Origin of the sequence: Microbacterium sp. (genome assembly GCF_036277215.1) — a bacterium.
GTDB lineage: Bacteria > Actinomycetota > Actinomycetes > Actinomycetales > Microbacteriaceae > Microbacterium.
On sequence record NZ_DASUNI010000207.1, the window covers coordinates 1 to 16,483 of the forward strand.

Annotated in this window: 19 protein-coding genes and 1 tRNA gene; 14 read left to right on the forward strand and 6 right to left on the reverse strand. The window is 69.5% G+C overall.

The genetic code is table 11. From position 1 onward, the window contains the following. Positions 1–739 (forward strand): hypothetical protein (locus tag VFX99_RS10525; RefSeq protein WP_329666248.1); only part of this gene is annotated, 739 nt, incomplete at its 5' end. A gap of 14 nt (positions 740–753) precedes the next feature. Here the strand turns inward: VFX99_RS10525 and VFX99_RS10530 are convergent. Beyond that, on the reverse strand, positions 754–1,659 hold the full coding sequence (locus tag VFX99_RS10530) for an aminoglycoside phosphotransferase family protein (RefSeq protein ID WP_329666249.1): 906 nt from the start codon (positions 1,657–1,659) through the stop codon (positions 754–756). A 100-nt stretch (positions 1,660–1,759) separates the two neighbouring features. Here VFX99_RS10530 and VFX99_RS10535 point away from each other — a divergent pair, with 100 nt between their 5' ends. The 4 genes from VFX99_RS10535 to VFX99_RS10550 all read left to right on the forward strand — a co-directional run bounded on the left by VFX99_RS10535 (position 1,760) and on the right by VFX99_RS10550 (position 6,010). Beyond that, complete coding sequence (locus tag VFX99_RS10535) at positions 1,760–2,545, forward strand: DeoR/GlpR family DNA-binding transcription regulator (protein ID WP_329666265.1); 786 nt, start codon at positions 1,760–1,762, stop codon at positions 2,543–2,545. Further along, positions 2,533–3,525: a 1-phosphofructokinase gene (pfkB, locus tag VFX99_RS10540; protein ID WP_329666250.1), complete on the forward strand. Its 993-nt coding sequence runs from the start codon at positions 2,533–2,535 to the stop codon at positions 3,523–3,525. The genes VFX99_RS10535 and pfkB overlap by 13 nt, the downstream gene beginning before the upstream one ends. A gap of 58 nt (positions 3,526–3,583) precedes the next feature. Continuing rightward, positions 3,584–5,671, forward strand: coding sequence for a fructose-specific PTS transporter subunit EIIC (locus VFX99_RS10545; protein ID WP_329666251.1), 2,088 nt, complete (start codon positions 3,584–3,586; stop codon positions 5,669–5,671). A gap of 69 nt (positions 5,672–5,740) precedes the next feature. Further along, positions 5,741–6,010, forward strand: coding sequence for an HPr family phosphocarrier protein (locus VFX99_RS10550; RefSeq protein ID WP_329666252.1), 270 nt, complete (start codon positions 5,741–5,743; stop codon positions 6,008–6,010). Between the two features lie 109 nt (positions 6,011–6,119). Here the strand turns inward: VFX99_RS10550 and VFX99_RS10555 are convergent, their stop codons facing one another. Then, positions 6,120–6,758 (reverse strand): MBL fold metallo-hydrolase, encoded by a 639-nt coding sequence (locus VFX99_RS10555; RefSeq protein ID WP_329666253.1) that lies wholly within the window; start codon positions 6,756–6,758, stop codon positions 6,120–6,122. Between the two features lie 145 nt (positions 6,759–6,903). Between VFX99_RS10555 and VFX99_RS10560 the strand changes: the two genes are divergently transcribed. From VFX99_RS10560 to VFX99_RS10590, 7 genes are all read left to right on the forward strand, one after another. Then, a tRNA-Glu gene (locus VFX99_RS10560) sits at positions 6,904–6,976 on the forward strand. A 107-nt stretch (positions 6,977–7,083) separates the two neighbouring features. Beyond that, positions 7,084–7,806: a CoA pyrophosphatase gene (locus VFX99_RS10565; RefSeq protein ID WP_329666254.1), complete on the forward strand. Its 723-nt coding sequence runs from the start codon at positions 7,084–7,086 to the stop codon at positions 7,804–7,806. A 42-nt stretch (positions 7,807–7,848) separates the two neighbouring features. Further along, positions 7,849–9,147: an HNH endonuclease signature motif containing protein gene (locus tag VFX99_RS10570; protein WP_329666255.1), complete on the forward strand. Its 1,299-nt coding sequence runs from the start codon at positions 7,849–7,851 to the stop codon at positions 9,145–9,147. Positions 9,148–9,198: 51 nt separating this feature from the next. After that, complete coding sequence (locus VFX99_RS10575; protein ID WP_329666256.1) at positions 9,199–9,363, forward strand: hypothetical protein; 165 nt, start codon at positions 9,199–9,201, stop codon at positions 9,361–9,363. Between the two features lie 125 nt (positions 9,364–9,488). Next, positions 9,489–9,854: a bleomycin resistance protein gene (locus VFX99_RS10580; protein WP_329666257.1), complete on the forward strand. Its 366-nt coding sequence runs from the start codon at positions 9,489–9,491 to the stop codon at positions 9,852–9,854. A gap of 4 nt (positions 9,855–9,858) precedes the next feature. Continuing rightward, positions 9,859–10,362 (forward strand): GNAT family N-acetyltransferase, encoded by a 504-nt coding sequence (locus VFX99_RS10585; protein WP_329666258.1) that lies wholly within the window; start codon positions 9,859–9,861, stop codon positions 10,360–10,362. A 38-nt stretch (positions 10,363–10,400) separates the two neighbouring features. Further along, entirely contained in the window at positions 10,401–11,162 is a 762-nt protein-coding gene (locus VFX99_RS10590; RefSeq protein ID WP_329666259.1) for a hypothetical protein, read from the forward strand. 41 nt (positions 11,163–11,203) lie between these two features. Here VFX99_RS10590 and VFX99_RS10595 read toward each other — a convergent pair whose 3' ends face one another. Both VFX99_RS10595 and VFX99_RS10600 read right to left on the reverse strand, forming a co-directional pair. Continuing rightward, a complete protein-coding gene (locus tag VFX99_RS10595) occupies positions 11,204–12,232 on the reverse strand; it encodes an LLM class flavin-dependent oxidoreductase (protein WP_329666266.1) in 1,029 nt (342 codons plus the stop codon). A gap of 46 nt (positions 12,233–12,278) precedes the next feature. Then, positions 12,279–12,491, reverse strand: a complete 213-nt coding sequence (locus tag VFX99_RS10600) for a DUF2945 domain-containing protein (RefSeq protein ID WP_329666260.1) — start codon at positions 12,489–12,491, stop codon at positions 12,279–12,281. 134 nt (positions 12,492–12,625) lie between these two features. Between VFX99_RS10600 and VFX99_RS10605 the strand changes: the two genes are divergently transcribed. Then, a complete protein-coding gene (locus VFX99_RS10605; RefSeq protein WP_329666261.1) occupies positions 12,626–13,198 on the forward strand; it encodes a hypothetical protein in 573 nt (190 codons plus the stop codon). An 18-nt stretch (positions 13,199–13,216) separates the two neighbouring features. Here the strand turns inward: VFX99_RS10605 and VFX99_RS10610 are convergent, their stop codons facing one another. Then, positions 13,217–14,701 (reverse strand): glycosylase, encoded by a 1,485-nt coding sequence (locus VFX99_RS10610; RefSeq protein ID WP_329666262.1) that lies wholly within the window; start codon positions 14,699–14,701, stop codon positions 13,217–13,219. Then, positions 14,698–15,729 (reverse strand): glycosyltransferase family 4 protein, encoded by a 1,032-nt coding sequence (locus VFX99_RS10615; protein ID WP_329666263.1) that lies wholly within the window; start codon positions 15,727–15,729, stop codon positions 14,698–14,700. The genes VFX99_RS10610 and VFX99_RS10615 overlap by 4 nt, the downstream gene beginning before the upstream one ends. Before the next feature lie 67 nt (positions 15,730–15,796). Between VFX99_RS10615 and VFX99_RS10620 the strand changes: the two genes are divergently transcribed. Beyond that, positions 15,797–16,378, forward strand: coding sequence for a DUF1992 domain-containing protein (locus VFX99_RS10620; RefSeq protein ID WP_329666264.1), 582 nt, complete (start codon positions 15,797–15,799; stop codon positions 16,376–16,378). Positions 16,379–16,483 lie beyond the last annotated feature (105 nt).

Genomic DNA, 16,483 nt, shown 5'->3' on the forward strand with positions numbered 1-16,483 from the left:
CATGGATGCGCCGCCACCGTCGTCCGAGCGCAAGCGGGAGCTCGCCGAGCTGCGCTCGCGGGCGTACGGCCCGGATGCCGACATCCACCTCGACACGACCGCCCTCGCGCGACTCGTCGAGCTGGAGGGGATGGCACGTGCCGATGCGCCGAATCCGGATGAGAACACGGATGCCGCGCCCGCGGGCACCCAGTCGAGCACGCCGCCCCCGGCATCCGTCGATGCGGCCGTCATCACATCATCCGCAGCACCGCCCGACGCGCCCACCGATGACGCCGCTCCGCCGCGCGTGCGCGGCTGGCATCGAGTCCCGACGTGGGCGTTCGTCGCTGTCGCCGCCGTGGTCGGCCTTGGCATCGGCCTGGCGCTCCCCGCCGTGATGCCGCCACACCCCGAGGCCGTGCTGAGATCGGTTCCGCTGGACGGCGAGACCATCGACTTCTCGATGTACGGCGTCGATGCGAGCCCGCCGACCCGCTATGCGCCCTTCCGCAACCTCGAGGTGTGGTCGGCCGAGACTCCCGGAGGGTCGGCCTGCGTCCTGGTGACCACCGACGACGGCGACTGGGTTGCCGCGGGATGCGCACCGCAACAGCTCGAAGCGACCGCAGACCTGACCTTCTATCCGGGCATGCGCGAGGTCGAGGGCTTCGACCTCCCCGACGGGAGCGTCGTGCGCTTCGTGCTGATCGGGGACAGCGTGGAGGTCTGGATCGCCAGCGCCGACGAGGCGGCGTGAGCGCTGTCGATGCGCTACCCCGACAGCTCCTGCAACGCATCGGCGGCGAGCGTGGCGTACTCCGGGTCATCGTCGGTCCGGTCCAGCAGCAGCAGGGTGAACGCCGCGGCCCACGCGTGCGCTCGCGTCCACGTCGCCTCGTCGTAACCATCGCCGGCAGCGGCGCGGAACGATGAGCGACCCGCCTGATCGAAGGCGAGCCAGGCGACCGCGAGATCGTAGGCCGGATCTCCGCCGGTGACGTCGCCGAAGTCGATGATCGCGACCAGGTGCGATCCACGGGCGATGAGGTTGCCCGGGTGCAGGTCGCCGTGGATCCACCTCGGTCCACCCGACCAGGGCGGCGCGTGCAGCCCCGCAGCCCACAGTCCTCCCGCTCGCTCGAGCACGACATCCGAAACGCGCCCGCGCAACGACTCCATTCGCCCGGCCACGGCATCCGCCCGCCGGGCAAGCGGCACGCCGCGAACCGAATTGACCGGATGATCCGGCGGCGCCGGAACGTGCAGCGCGAGCAGCGCTTCCGCGAGTGGAGTCGCCCATCCTGCCCGATCAGCACGCGGGATGCCGAGGCCGGCGGTGCCGTCGAACCACGGCACGACCGACCATGGCCAGGGGTAGCCGAGCTCCGGGCGGCCCGAGACGATCGGCGCAGGCACCCCGACGCCCGAGGGCGCGAGCCTCGCCGCGATGCTCGGAAGCACCGCCTGCTCGTGCAGAACCAGCGGAGCCGAGAGCGCACGACGGGGGAGGCGGACGGCGAAATCGTCACCGAGTCGCCACACCGAGCAGTCCCAGCCGTCGGCGGCGTGGGCGAGCGGAAGAGTCGCGGCATCCGGGATCGCAGTCGCCTGGCTCGAGATCAGAGCTCGCACGAGCTGCTCGTGGACCTGGACCTCCGCTGCTGGCTTGTCCGGCATCCTCCGACTGTACCGAGGACCGTCGAATCGACCGGCCCCGCCCTCTTGCGAACGTGTTGCTTTATGTTGTAGCGTGTGGGAATTCGAGGAGGAATTGACCGTGTACGCAATGGAGCGCCAAGAGTTCATCGAGCGACTGCTGCTCGATGAAGGTCGCGTCAGCGTGATCGACCTGGCGCGGCGCTTCGACGTCACCACTGAGACGGTGCGCCGCGATCTCGATCACCTCGAGCGGCTGGGCGCGCTGCGGCGCGTGCACGGCGGGGCGGTCACCCGCGAACGCGACTCCATGGTCGAGCTCACCCTCGCCGAGCGGTCCCACCGGCGCAGCGAGGCGAAGGCGGTGATCGCCCGCCGCGCCCTCGAGGTCGTCGGAGACAGGTTCCGAGGATCGCTGTACCTCGACGCAGGGACCACCACCGCCGCCGTCGCCGCGCTGCTGGGCGACCGCCTGATGTTCACCGGCGGCCAGGCCGAAGTCGTCACGCACGCCATGACCCTGGCGCACACGCTCGCCGGGGCAGCGGATGCCTCGCTCACCGTCATCGGCGGGCGGGTGCGCACCGCGACCGCCGCTGCGGTGGGGGCCGACACCGTCCGCACGATCGAGCGGCTGCGCCCCGACATCGCGTTTCTCGGCACGAACGGCATCTCGCCGACGTTCGGTCTGAGCACGCCCGATCCGGACGAGGCAGCGGTCAAGACTGCGATCGTCCACTCGGCGCGCCGAGTCGTCGTCGTCGCGGACGCCGACAAACTGGGGCGAGAGCTGCTGGTCAGCTTCGCGCCGCTCGCCGACATCGACGTGCTCGTGACGGATGCCGCGCCCGACGCAGAACTCGCAGCTGCGCTGTCGGACGCCGACGTGGAGGTATGGCTCGCATGACTGCAGGAAAGATCGTGACCGTCAACGCCAACCCGTCGCTGGATCGGACGATCACCCTGGAAGGCGCGCTTCGTCCCGGCGAAGTGCAAGCCGCGGCATCTTCCCGGGAGGACGCAGGCGGGAAGGGCATCAACGTCGCGCGTGTGATCGCCGCGGCCGGCGTCGAGACCGTTGCCGTGCTGCCTCTGGCGGTCGATGATCCGTTCGCCGCGGCCCTGGTCTCCGCGGACGTGCCCGCCCGGCTCGTTGAGATCGCCGGTCACGTCCGCGCCAACGTGACGATCACCGACCCGGCCGGGGTCACCACGAAGCTCAACCTGCCCGGAGCGACACTCTCGCCCGCCGACGTGAGCGCCCTCATCGCCGCGGTCGTGGCAGCGAGTGAAAATGCGCACTGGCTGGTGCTCGCCGGCTCGCTGCCACCGGGCGCCGGCGCGCGCTTCTACGTCGACGTCATCAGCGCCGTCCGAACGACGTGGGGTGCCGAGAGTCCGCGCATCGCCGTGGACACGTCCGGCGCCGCGCTGCGCGCCGTGGTCGATGAGGCGACCCCCGACCTGATCAAGCCGAACGACGAAGAGCTGGCCGATCTGGCCGGCGTCGTGCTCGAGCCCGGCGCCGACCTGGCAGCCGCGGTGCTGCCGGTGGCACGGTCGCTCGTACCCAGCCGGGTCGGCGCCGCGCTCGTGACATTGGGTGCCGACGGCGCCGTGCTGGTGGACCGCGACGGAGCGTGGCAGGCGACACCGCCGCGGATCCGCGTCGTCAGCACCGTCGGCGCCGGCGACAGCTCGCTCGCGGGGTACCTGCTCGCGGACGTCGCGGGCGACGATCCCGCGGATCGTCTGCGCCGATCCGTCCAGTACGGCGCGGCCGCGGCATCCCTGCCCGGCACCCAAGCGCCCACTCCCGACGACCTGCCCACCGGCGAGGTCGTCGTCCGGCCGCTCGCGGCCGTCCCCACCGCCTCGCACTCATAACCGAATACGTCCGCAGTAACCCCCCGCTTCACAGCACTACCGACCATTGGAGGTCATCGTGTCTCAAACAATCACGCCGGAGCTGGTGTCGCTCGACACCTCGCTCGGCGCAGACAAGGCGGCGGTGATCCGGGCCCTCGCGGCGCGTGTCGCTCAGCAGGGCCGTGCCACCGACCCGCAAGCCCTCTTCGACGATGCGTGGGCTCGCGAACAGAAGGACGAGACCGGCCTTCCCGGCGGAATCGCCATCCCGCACGCGAAGAGCTCCGCCGTCGTCGAGGCGTCCCTCGCCTTCGCGCGGCTGCAGCCCGGTGTCGACTTCGGTGCTCCTGACGGGCCCGCGGATCTCGTCTTCCTCATCGCGGCCCCCGCGGGCGCGGCCGAGGCCCATCTCGCGGTGCTCTCGAAGCTCGCCCGCAGCCTCATGCAGGACGACTTCACGGCGGGCCTGCGTGCCGCCACCACCGCCGACGAGGTCGTCGCGATCGTGCGCAATGCCATCGGCGAGGGGGATGCCGCACCTGCCGCACCTGCCGCAGCGCCTGCGGCCGCCGCACCGACCGCAGCCGCTCCTGCAACCGCCGGCGTCGCGGACGGGCTGAGCGTCGACGGGCGTCCCGCTCGCATCGTCGCGGTCACCGCGTGTGCCACGGGCATCGCCCACACGTTCATGGCGGCGGACGCGCTGACCGCCGCCGGCAAGAAGTCCGGGATCGACCTCGTCGTCGAGCCCCAGGGCTCGAGCGGATACCAGGCCCTGCCCAGCAGCGCGATCGACAACGCCGACGCGGTCATCTTCGCGACCGACGTCGACGTTCGGGAGCCCGGGCGCTTCGCCGGCAAGCCCGTCGTGCGCTCCGGCGTCAAGCGGGGCATCGAGCAGCCCGACCGCCTGATCGCCGAGGCGGTCGCCGCGGCGAACGACCCGAACGCCGCCCGCGTCAGCGGTACCGCCACAGCGTCCACTGCCACCGCCGCGACGCAGCTCTCATGGGGCGCGCGCATCCAGCGGATCCTGCTCACCGGTGTGAGCTACATGATCCCGTTCGTCGCCGGTGGAGGTCTCCTGATCGCACTGGGCTTCCTCCTCGGCGGCTATGAGGTGACAGCGGATGCCGCGACCGTGGTCAAGGACAATGCGCTGTGGAATCTGCCCACCGAGAACATCACCTCGCCGTTCGGCCCGCTGGGTCAGTACCTCGGCTCGGTCTTCTTCATCATCGGAGTGACATCGATGGGCTTCCTGGTCTCGGCGCTCGCCGGCTACATCGCGTTCGCGATCGCCGACCGGCCGGGCATCGCTCCCGGCTTCGTCGCCGGCGCGATCGCGGCGCTGATGGACGCCGGCTTCATCGGCGGCATCGTCGGCGGTCTGCTCGCCGGAGTCGTCGCCTGGTGGCTCGGTCGGCTGCCCGCTCCGCGTTGGCTGCGGGGTCTGATGCCGGTCGTGATCATCCCCCTCGTGGGGTCGATCATCGCGTCGGGCCTCCTCGTGCTGCTCCTGGCCCGTCCGATCGCGGCCTTCATGGATGTGCTGACCGCGTGGCTCACCAGCCTCACCGAGTCGGGGGGATCGGCGATCCTGCTGGGCGTCATCCTCGGCCTCATGATGTGCTTCGACCTCGGCGGTCCCGTCAACAAGGTGGCCTACGCGTTCGCCGTAGCGGGTCTGGCCGCGGGCTCGGCCGACAACCCGGCGCCGCTGCTGATCATGGGCGCCGTCATGTGCGCGGGAATGGTCCCGCCGCTCGCGATGGCACTCGCCTCCACCGTGCTCGCCCGCCCGGTCTTCACCCCGGTCGAGCGGGAGAACGGCAAGTCGGCGTGGCTGCTGGGAGCATCGTTCATCTCAGAGGGCGCCATTCCGTTCGCGGCGGCCGACCCGCTCCGGGTCATCCCCGCGTCCATGGTCGGCGGCGCCGTCACCGGTGCGCTGTGCATGGTGTTCGGCGTGCAGTCGTACGCTCCGCACGGCGGCATCTTCGTCCTGTTCGCCATCAGCCCGATCTGGGGCTTCCTGGTGGCACTGGCCGCCGGAACCGTCGTCACGGCCTTCCTGGTGGTCGCCTTCAAGCGCTTCATCGCGCCGAAGGAGCTGCAGGAGGCCGAGGCCGAGGCCGCCGCGGCGACCGCGGTTCCCGCGTGACCGCACGCACCGGCATCCCGAATGGGGAATGCTGGAGTCAGCTGAACTCCAAGAAAGGGACGTAACGAAATGGCAGAACGTCAGGCAACCATCGCGAGCAGCTCGGGCCTCCACGCCCGGCCCGCCAAGCTCTTCGTGCAGGCCGTGCAGGAGAAGAAGATCCCGGTCACGATCGCGGTCGACGGCGGCCCCGATCTGAATGCGGGCAGCATCCTCTCGCTCATGGGACTCGGCGCCTCGCACGGGACGGTCGTGACCCTGAAGGCCGAGGGGGAGGGCTCCGATCAGGCGCTCGACGAACTCGTCACCCTGCTCGAGACCGACCTCGACGCGGAGTGATCGTTATCGACCACTGAGCTCGTCGACGTACGGATGCCGCGGCCCACGGGTCGCGGCATCCGTCGTCTCATCGGTCGTCGAGCGGGCGCAAGACCAGAGGCCCCATCCGTCAGAGGTCGGCCGAGTCTCCCGGCTCCAGTTCGAGGAACTCCCCGCCGTCCTTCTCCGTCGCCCAGCGCAGACGAGCGCGGTGCTGCGTGCGCCCGATGACCGACAGCCCCATGTCGTGCGTGCCGAACGCCTGGCGGGGCGAGACCTCAAGGACGAAGTCCATGGCCTCGCCGATGTTGAGCCAGGGTGCGCCGAGCGGTGCGGCGAGCAGCTTCACGTCCACGCCCTTCGGCACCGCGTAGGAGTCGCCGGGATAGTAGAACGCATCGTTCACCAGCACGCCCACGTTGTCGATCACCGGGACGGTGTCATGGATGACGGCATGCGCGCCTCCGAAGAATGTGAGGGTGAACGGCTCGATCGTGACCGTGTCGCCCGGACGAACGACCGTCACGTCGTAGCCGGCGGCCGCCTTGGCGAAACCCTCCGGCCCCAGGATCGGTATGCCCGGGGCGTTCTTGAGGAGCCGATCGAGGTGATCGGGCGTCCAGTGGTCGGGGTGCTCGTGTGTGATCACGATGCCCACGACCTCGGAGAGATCGAACAGCGGATCGGTGAACGACCCGGGGTCGATGACCAGGGTCTTGCCCGAGTCCTGGAGGGTGAGGGCGGCGTGCTGGTGCTTGGTGACTCGCATCCCCCGAGTCAACCGGTCGGCTCACCCCCAGGCAAGCGCTTGACTTCGCGTCGCGGTCCAGGGGAACGCGAGGTCCGCCCGACCGGGGTCCACGCCGATTTGGTCGCGCTCCCGCCGTCATGGCAGAATAGAACGGTTGTCTTGCGGCCCCATCGTATAGCGGCCTAGTACGCCGCCCTCTCACGGCGGTAACGCGGGTTCGAATCCCGCTGGGGTCACATCAAGAAATCCCGGTCCATCGGACCGGGATTTCTGGTTTCCGCTGGACAGCCTCTGCGCGGGAGAAGCAGCCCTCTGGGCTCCGCAAGCGGCGTAGCCTGAACGGATGTCCGCCGATCCCGCTCCGCTGGGCGCCCGCGCGCAGCTCGCCTCCCTGGCCCGCGCTGCTGCCGCCGCGGCATCCGGCAGACGGAAGTTCGCCGGTCTCGAACATCTGCCCGACGCGCCGAGTGCACGGCCGGCGGCCGTCCTCATCCTGTTCGGGGCTCTCGACTCGACGCCGAGCGACCGCGATGCCGAAGCCGACGTCGTGTCGCGCGACCTGGACGTGCTGCTCCTGGCCCGGGCGACCACGATGCGATCGCACGCCGGCCAGGTCGCGTTCCCCGGCGGTCGCGTCGATCCCGAGGACGACGGACCGGTCGCCGCAGCGCTCCGCGAAGCCCGAGAGGAGACGGGCCTCGACCCGACAGGCGTCGAGGTGCTGGGCCCCCTCGAGGCGGTTCCGCTTTCGTTCTCCCTGAACGTGGTGACGCCCGTCCTCGCATGGTGGCGGCATCCGTCGCCGGTGCGTGTTGTGGACGAGGCCGAGTCGTCCGACGTCTTCCGAGCCCCGGTCGCCGACCTGCTCGACCCGGCGAACCGCGGGTCGACGGTGATCCGCCGCGAGGGAGGCGAGTGGCGGGGACCCGGCTTTCTTCTGCCCGATGCGAGGGGCGGACATCTTGTATGGGGGTTCACCGGGATGCTGCTGACGGCGCTGTTCGACCGGCTCGGGTGGACCGAGCCCTGGAACGAGGAGCGCGAGCTGCCGTTCAGCTGGCCGTGACCGAGGGCCGCCAGTGTCGGAGGTGCGTTCTACTCTGAAGGCATGGAAGCGGCGCCCGACTTCGATCCCGAAGCGGAGGCGTGTGCACGGCCGGACGACTGGCACCCGCCCATACCCAGCGCTCTTGACCTCGTCATCGAGGCGGACGCTACCATCTCCATCCACGCCGCGCAGCGGTTCGCGCGAGTCGACGAGATGCGCCGCGATGCCCTTGCCGACGCGAGTCGGCACGGCTACGACCTGAACGACGTGATCGAACGATCAGTGCGGCTCGAACTGGCCGCCGCCCTCGCCATCACGGAGGCGGCTGCCGGAGCGATGATCGCTCAAGCCGATGCGCTGGTGCATCGCTACCCGTCCGTGCTCGAATCTCTCGCCGGCGCGCGCACGACGCAGCGGCACGCGGTGGATCTCGTGGAGGCGATGGACGCCGTCGAGCCTGAATTCCGCGGACGCCTCCTTCCTCGCGCGCTCGAGTTGGCTGAATCGCTCCCCGTCGGCACGTTCCGGCGTCAGCTCCGCAAGCTCATCGAGAGTGCACGCTCTGTGACGCTGACCGAGCGACACGAACATGCCCTGCAGGCGCGGCGGGTCTTCGTGGAGAACGTAGACGACGGCATGGCTTGGCTGCACGCGCTGATCCCTGCGGTCGAAGTCCATGCCATCCACGGTCGGCTGACCGCCAGCGCGAAAGTGCTGGCCGCGCACCCGGACGAAACGCGCACCCTGGATCAGCTGCGTGCAGACGTCCTCTGCGACATCCTCATCGACGGCGTGACGGATCTGCTTCCGTCGGAAGCGCGAGGGATCCGACCCACGGCCGTGGTCACCGTTCCCGCGCTGGCACTGCTCGGCGCCCCGGGCCCGGGCGATGATCCTCAGATCGCCTCTGCGGAAGGAGTGGGTCCGATTCCGATGGACCGCGCTCGTGCGTTGTGCGCAGGATCCGCCGGGTGGATGCGCGTACTCACCCACCCCGAGACCGGCATGGTTCTCTCAGTGGGACGGGAGCGATATCGACCGCCGCCCGAGCTCCGACGTCTCGTGCAATGGCGAGCGGAGACGTGCATGGGGCCGGGATGCAACATTCCCGCCGCGAGATGCGAGATCGATCACAACGTCGCGTGGGAGCACGGTGGTGAGACTTCGCTGAACAATCTGACACCGCTCTGCAAGGGTCATCACACCATCAAGCACCATGGCCGATGGCGCGTCGAACAGATCGCGGACTCTGGTGGGGCGCTGCTGTGGACGTCGCCGGCCGGACGACGGTACCGTGTCGAGCCCGAACGGAGGGTGCCGGTGTTCACGGCGACCCATCCGGGACCGGCACCGTTCTGACGCCACGCTGCGGCGGTGGTGCGCAAGGTCGCGGCATCGGACAATGGCCTTGTGACTCCACACCCATCCGAGAACGCCGACCCGGTGACACTCGTCGCGCGGATCGCTGAATCACTGCCGACGCTGCACGCAGACGAGCTCGAGCGCCTCGCGCAGGCTCTGGACGAGCTCACCGAAGCCGTCGGGTTGGCTCTCGAGGTCGGTCGAACCGAATGACCCACCGCGACGGAACCGAAGAACCGGGAGGCGCCGATGAGATCGCCGCAGCGCGCGATGCTCTCGGCCGTCGGCATGCCCCGCTGGGCCGTGCTGCGCAGACCGCCGGCGTGAGTCATCGGCACATGTCAGATCGCGCTGTGCCGAACCTGCCCGCCCGTGACTTCGACAGCACCGCCGCGTTCTACGGCGGATTCGGCTTCGTGGTGTCCTATCGCGACGGCGGGTGGCTCATCATCCGGCGGGGAGGAATCGTCCTCGAGTTCTTCCTCGCTCCCGAGCACGATCCGTACGAGAGCTGGTTCATGGCGAGTATCCGCATCGCCGATCTCGACGAGCTCTACGAGGCCGTCCGTGAGAGCGGCGTTCCTGAGGTGACGGTCGGCATTCCGCGCCTCATCCCGGTCGCGCTGCGGGAATGGGGTCAGCGCGCCGGGTATCTCATCGACCTCGACGGAACGCAGCTGCACCTCATCGAAGACAACGGCTGAGCGCATGGCCTCACGAGCACTCCCCGACGGTGCGATCCTGCGCGAGGCGCGTCCAGGCGACGAGGCCGGCATCCTCGACGGCATTCACGGTCTCGCCCTCTACGAGCGCGAGCCGGAGGCAGTGGAGAACACCGTCCCGGCGCTCACCGAGACCCTCTTCGGCGCCGAGCCCCGAGCGTTCGCTCACGTCATCGAGCGGGACGGCGGCATCGTCGCGATCGCCATCTGGTTCCTGACCTACTCCACATGGACCGGAAGGCACGGGATCTGGCTCGAGGACCTTTACGTCGACGAGTCTCAGCGCGGCCGGGGTTACGGCAAGGCGCTGATCGCCCGTCTCGCCGAGGTGTGCATCGAACGCGAGTACACACGACTCGAGTGGACCGTGCTCGACTGGAACACCTCCGCGATCGACTTCTATCGCGCGATCGGCGCCGCGCCGATGAGCGAATGGACGACCCAGCGCCTTGTCGGCGCGAGCCTGGCCGCGATGGCGGCGCGTGCGTAGAGCAGCGGTCGGCTGCCTCATCCTGCGATGATCGAGGCGTGTACCTCCCACCGCCAACCGCCTCGAGCACCGACGATGGTGCTCAGGGTCACACCTACGGCGCCGCGATCATCCCGGCAGACGGCATCACGTCGTCCGAGGTCATGGCGGCGTTGCGCGGCATCCGCTTCTCGGGCTGGGTCGCCCCGCCCCGAGACGGCTGGCTCGTCGTGATCGGCGACCCGGGTGGAGGGGTGGTCGCCGACGGCCGCCGCGGCGTGATCGAGGTCGCGGCTCTTCTCGCGCAGGAGGTACCCGGCCCTCTGCTCGCAGTGCGGGTGCGTCGCGACCGGCAGCTCGCGCTCGTCGCCTGGCGTGCAGGCGAGGAGGTCGCACGCTACTGCAGCGATCCGTCCCGCGAGCCTGGGGCCGATGATGACGTCCTCACCGAGCCGATCGGCGCCGAGCACGCTGTCACGCTCGCTGAGCTGTGGAACCAGCCGGACGCCGCGGAGCCGCTCACCGAACTGCTGGAGGACGAGCTCGATTCGGACAGCGTGTACGAGTCGGAGCGCCTCGGCCGGGTCCTTCGGATACTGGGGCTCCCCGCTTGGCTGGTGGCGGCGGGATCACTGCCGCGGGCCATGCCGACCGGACCGCGACCCGCCGAGTTCGTTCGCCTCCGGGCAGGGCGCACAGGTATCGAGGGTCGACTGCTCGGCGCGATCATCCGCCGCGTACGCCGCAGGCAGGATCCGCCGGCGGTGATCGTCGATCCGCCAAAGGGGGGCGGCGGGGGCTTCGAGTCGTGGATGTTCTGACGCTGAGCCGCAGCCGCGATCGACACGTGGGGAGAGGTGGGTCAGGCGCGCGTGCTCACCCAGCCGAGGGCCGGCGCCACATGTGTCGCGAACGAGTCGATGATGCGCAGGTTGAACTCGACGCCGAGCTGACTCGGAATCGTGAGCATCAGGGTGTCGGCACTGCGGATGGCGGCATCCTCCAGGAGCTGCCCGACCAGCACATCGGGTGCCGCGGCGTAGGTCTTTCCGAACGTCGAGCGCATGCCGTCGATCACGCCGATCTGGTCGCCGTCCTGGCGACCGCCGAAGTACATCTGATCCTCGGCTGTGGTGATCGGGAAGATGCTGCGACTCACCGACACGCGCGGCTCGCCCGGGTGGCCGGCTTCGTGCCATGCGGTCCGGAACGTCTCGATCTGCTGTGCCTGCAACTCGTCGAACGGCTCCCCGCTCGCCTCAGTGAGAAGTGTGGACGACATCAGGTTGACCCCGACATGCCCAGCCCACGCGGCGGACTCGCTGTTGCCTGCGCCCCACCAGATGCGCGAACGCAGGCCGGGGGAGTGCGGCTCGACGCGCTGCGCACCGGTGCCTCCGCCGAACGGACTCGAGGAGTCCCGCTCGGCCAGACCTTCGCCCTCCACCGCGCGGAGGAACTTCTCGAAGTGCTCGCGGGCGATGTCGGCGCCTCGCGGATCTTCCGAGCCGGTGTAGCCGAACGCCTCGTATCCGCGGACGACCGTCTCGGGTGACCCGCGGCTCACGCCCAGTGCGAGTCGCCCATCGCTGATGAGGTCGAGGGCCGCAGCCTCCTCCGCGAGATAGAGCGGGTTCTCGTAGCGCATGTCGATCACACCTGTGCCGACCTCGATGCGCTCCGTCCGCGCGGCGATCGCCGCGAGCAGGGGCATCGGAGAGGATTGCTGCCGCGCGAAATGGTGCACACGGAAGTACGTGCCGTTGACGCCCAAGTCGTCCATGCCCTGCGCGAGGTCGATGGCCTGCCGCATCGAGTCACCCGCAGTCAGCGTCCGTCCGCCGCCCAACGGGCCGTAGTGTCCGAACGAGAGGGTTCCGAAGCGCTGCATGCCGGATGCAACCCGGGTCACCGGCATCCCATTCCGGCAGGGTCGCTCAGGTGAGCTTGCGCAGCGCCGACTGCTTGTGCGCCGCGCGGTCGCCGCTCTTCTCCGATTCGACGATGTATGCCGGCTCGTCGGCGGATGCCGTGAAGTGCTGGCCGGCGAAATCGAAGTCGCTCGTCTTGCGCTCGACGATCTTCCCGCGCGTGCGTCCCTGGGACGTGTTCCAGCTCACGCGATCGCCCTTCGACAGTCCTTCGGCCATGCCGTCCTCCTCGGTTGTCCTTCCGGCATCCTGCCCGCGCGCCGCCCATCACGACCGGTCTGGCGGACACTCGCGGGCTCGCCTAGGATGCCGCCGATCCGTCTCGTCGGGTCGGATGCGCTACGTTCGCGCCTATGACCGACAGTGCTGTGCCCGATGGCACCGTCCCCGCGGCAACCGAGAAGCGTCGCCGCGACATTCCGCTCGCCGTCATCTCCGTCGGAATGGCGACAGTGGTGTGGTGGCCCTCGTTCACGCTGGGCGCGTGGGGCGTGCTGTTCTTCGATCAGCTGCTGACGCTCTGGGCCGCCTCGACCGCGGCCTTCGTGTTCGTCCTCTTCGAGCGGCGCCCCGTCGGCCGCCGACTCCTTCGTGCTCTCCTGCTGCTTCTTCCCTCGGTGTGGCTGATCTTCAGCTTCATCGACTTCGACACCACCGATCTGTTCACATTCCTGGCGACCGCGTTCGCGCTGCTCGTGGTGCTCATCGCGAGTCCCCTGACGGTGTGGGTCCTCGCACGCATCATGTGGCCGGACTTCGGCCAGAACTCCACCGCACGGCAACGATGGCTCATCGTGGGAGTGGTGGTCGGCGTCGGGGTGGCCTCTCTCCTGCTGGGTCTCAACCAGGCGCGGTTCCTCACGTGCGAAGAGTTCACGATCAGCGGCAACTCCGAGCCGCCCGGGTGCGTCCACGCGACCGAGTAGAACCGCGGTCGCCGCCGGTCACACGACGACGTCGGCTGCGGCATCCACTCTCGTCATCGAGTCGATCAGCGCGGCCGTCTCGATCGAATACACCCGGATGCGCGAGTCGCCCACTCCGACGGGGATCCACAGCGTGCCGTTGTGCACGATCGCCCCGCAGGAGTAGACGACGCGGGGGACGTAGCCGGTGCGCATCTCACCCTCCGGCCGCAGCAGTGGAGTGGTCGTGCGTGCGACGACCCGCGACGGGTCGTCCAGATCGAGCAGCAGCGCGCCCAGACAATAGGTCCGCAGGGGCCCGACGCCATGGGTCAGGACGAGCCAGCCGTGCGGCGTCTCGATAGGTGCGCCGCAGTTGCCGACCTGGATCACCTCCCACATCTCCTTGGGCCGGTGAACGACTCCACGGTCGTCCCAGATCTCCCCGTCCTCCGAACTCGCGAGCGAGATGCTCTCGCCGTCGACGCGACTGAGGGCGAGGTGCTTACCGCCCACCAGCCTGGGGAACAGCGCCATGCCCTTGTTGAGCGCGCCGCTGCCGGTGAGGCGGTGCATGGCGAAGCCGACCAGATCGTCTGATGTGATGAGCCGCGGCGCGATGTCGCGGCCGTCGTACGCCGTATAGGTGGCTCGGTACTCGGTGCGTCCGTCGGGATGCGTGAACAGCACGAACCGGGCATCCTCCACGCCGTTGTTCTCCTCGGCGGTGACAGGAAGCAGCACGCGCCCGCTGAGCGGCGAATCCGCCGGGAAGTCAGCGTGGTACGCGGTCGCTGCGATCTCACGCAACGTCTCCGTGGGAACGCGGCGGTCCGATCGCAGAGAAAGCTGTTCGGGCAGCGACCACAGCGCGCTCTCCAGCTCGAGCACGGTGAAGCGATCCGGAAGGTCGTTGAGGACCGCGCTGGTGGGGTCGGAGAGGTGTCCCTCGTTCTCGAGCACCCGGCTGAAGTGGCGGCGCGCCCAGTCCCCGTGGCTGATGGTCGCCGCGAAGATCTCGGCAGATCGTTCGCCGAACGTCCATGTGCCGTCCGCGCCGATGACGGCATCCGCGAATTCGATGGCCGAGATGTGGCCCTCCCCGATGCCGCGCAGCGACAGCGCCACCCGCAATTCGCCCGGGGCGAGTCCTTCCTGGGAAGGATGGACCACCGCGCTCGGATTGCACAGGGCCGCGCCTTCCACGGCGTACTCGGCCGTGAAAGCCCCTCCGAGGACGAGGGCCTGGGCGTCGCTGACGGCGTTCTCCTGCAGGATGCGGGTGCCCACCGCACGGGCGTTGGCGGCCAGCGTCGCGGTGGCATGCGGATGCCGCTCCGAGAACTCGCCGAGTACGGCTTCGGCGGTCTCCGCGACCTCGTGCTCCGGCAAAGCCATGACGCGGGCGACGACCTGGGAGGCGCGGGACGGCGACGACGTCAGCTCGTCTCCGGGGAGGAAGAACCGCGCGATGACACGCGCCGGGTCGTGATCGAGCCTCGCGGAGTGGCGCTGCAATGTCATACCGGTTCCACCTTTCCCTGGTGCCTCACCTCGAGCACGGTCCGATACACCTCGAGATATCCGTCGACCATCCGCTCGACGTCGAAGCGCTCCCGCGCGCGCGAACGTACGAGTCCGCGGTCCAGCGCGGCAGCTCGCGGCACCGCGCCGACCGCTTCGGCGAGATCGGCGACGGCGAAACCTGTGACGCCTTCGTCGATGATCTCCGGCATCGATCCGCGCCGGTACGCGACGACGGGCGTGCCGCACGCCATGGCCTCCACGACCGACAGGCCGAACGGCTCGTCGAAGTGGATGGGATGCAGGAGCACCGCCGCAGCTGCCAGGATCTCGGCGCGCTCTTCCGGTCCGACGGAGCCTCGGTACACGACGCGGTCGCCGTCGACGGCGGGTTCGATGCGCTCGGCGAAGTATGAAGCGTCCTGCACGATGCCGCAGATCACGAGACGGCGGTCGGCCACCCGGGCGATCTCGATGGCATCGGCAATGCCCTTGTCCGGGTGAATCCTGCCGAAGACGACGAGGTCGTCGCCCGGCGCGGCGGTCCCGTCGAATTCCGACATGTCGATCCCGTGGTGCACGGTCGCCAGATAGTCCAGAACAGGGGAGCGATCGGCGTCCGATATCGAGACGAACGCCGATGCCCCGCGTTGGTAGGCGGGCAGGATGCCGGCTCCCGAGAAGCCGTGGATCGTCGTGACCATCGGCGCGCGCCACTGCGCGGAGAAAGCCAGCGGCAGCCAGTCGAGCTGGTTGTGCACGAGGTCGAAGTCGGCCGAGAGGTCGATCGCGTGCGCGACGTGGAGTGCTTCCCACACCCGGCCGTCCATCGACCGGTCCTCCTCGTATCCGTGTGCAGCAACCGACTCGAGGCGCGCTGCGGTGAGTGAGTCGCCGGCCGCGAAGAGGGTCACATCCACGCCACGGCGAACGAGTCCCTCGGTCAGAAGACTCGTCACGCGCTCCCAGGGGCCGTAGTGCCGCGGCGGGGTGCGCCACGCGATCGGGCCGAGCATCGCGACCTTCATGGCCCCAACCCTAGGGGCCGTCCGCTGAATCCGCGGTTAACCTGGAGGGGTACGCGTGGAGGTGAGCATGAGCCACGACAGCCGGGATGCAGCGATGCGGTACCGCCTGCGCAAGCAGGCGCTCGAGCGTGGTGAGGATCCGCTCGACGAGGAGGAACCGCCTGCTGAGACCCGAATCTGGAGCGAGGCGGAACGCGCCGCCGTCGTCGAGATCGCCATCGATCAGGCGATCCGTCGGGGCGACTTCGACAACCTGGCGGGTGCGGGCAAGCCGATCCCCGGTCTGGGCGCCGGCAACGATCCGGACTGGTGGATCCGGCGCAAGATCGAACGCGAGCGCCTGACCGGACTGGGGCCACCCGCGCTGACCCTGCGCACTGAGTACGCCTCCCTCGCGACCCGTCTGGATGAGCTCCGCACCGACGCAGAGGTGCGCGAGTACCTCGAGGACTTCAATCACCGCGTCATCGAAGCGAGGCGGCAGCTGCTCGGCGGACCCCCGGTCGTGACGCCGACCGTCGAAGTCGACCAGTGGGTGCACGACTGGACGGAACGACGCGCTGCCGCCGCTCGCCGGACTGCGGAGCGCGCCGCGGCCGAGACGCGGCGACCACCGAGCTGGCGCTTCTGGCGGGTCGACCGCGCCTAGTCCGGCTCGGTGTCCGTACGCGTGGGGGTGGCCGCTGCCGCAGTCCTCTGCGCGCTGCGGCGGCGCCGGACGAGCCGCACGATGCCCCACATGATGAGGCCGGCG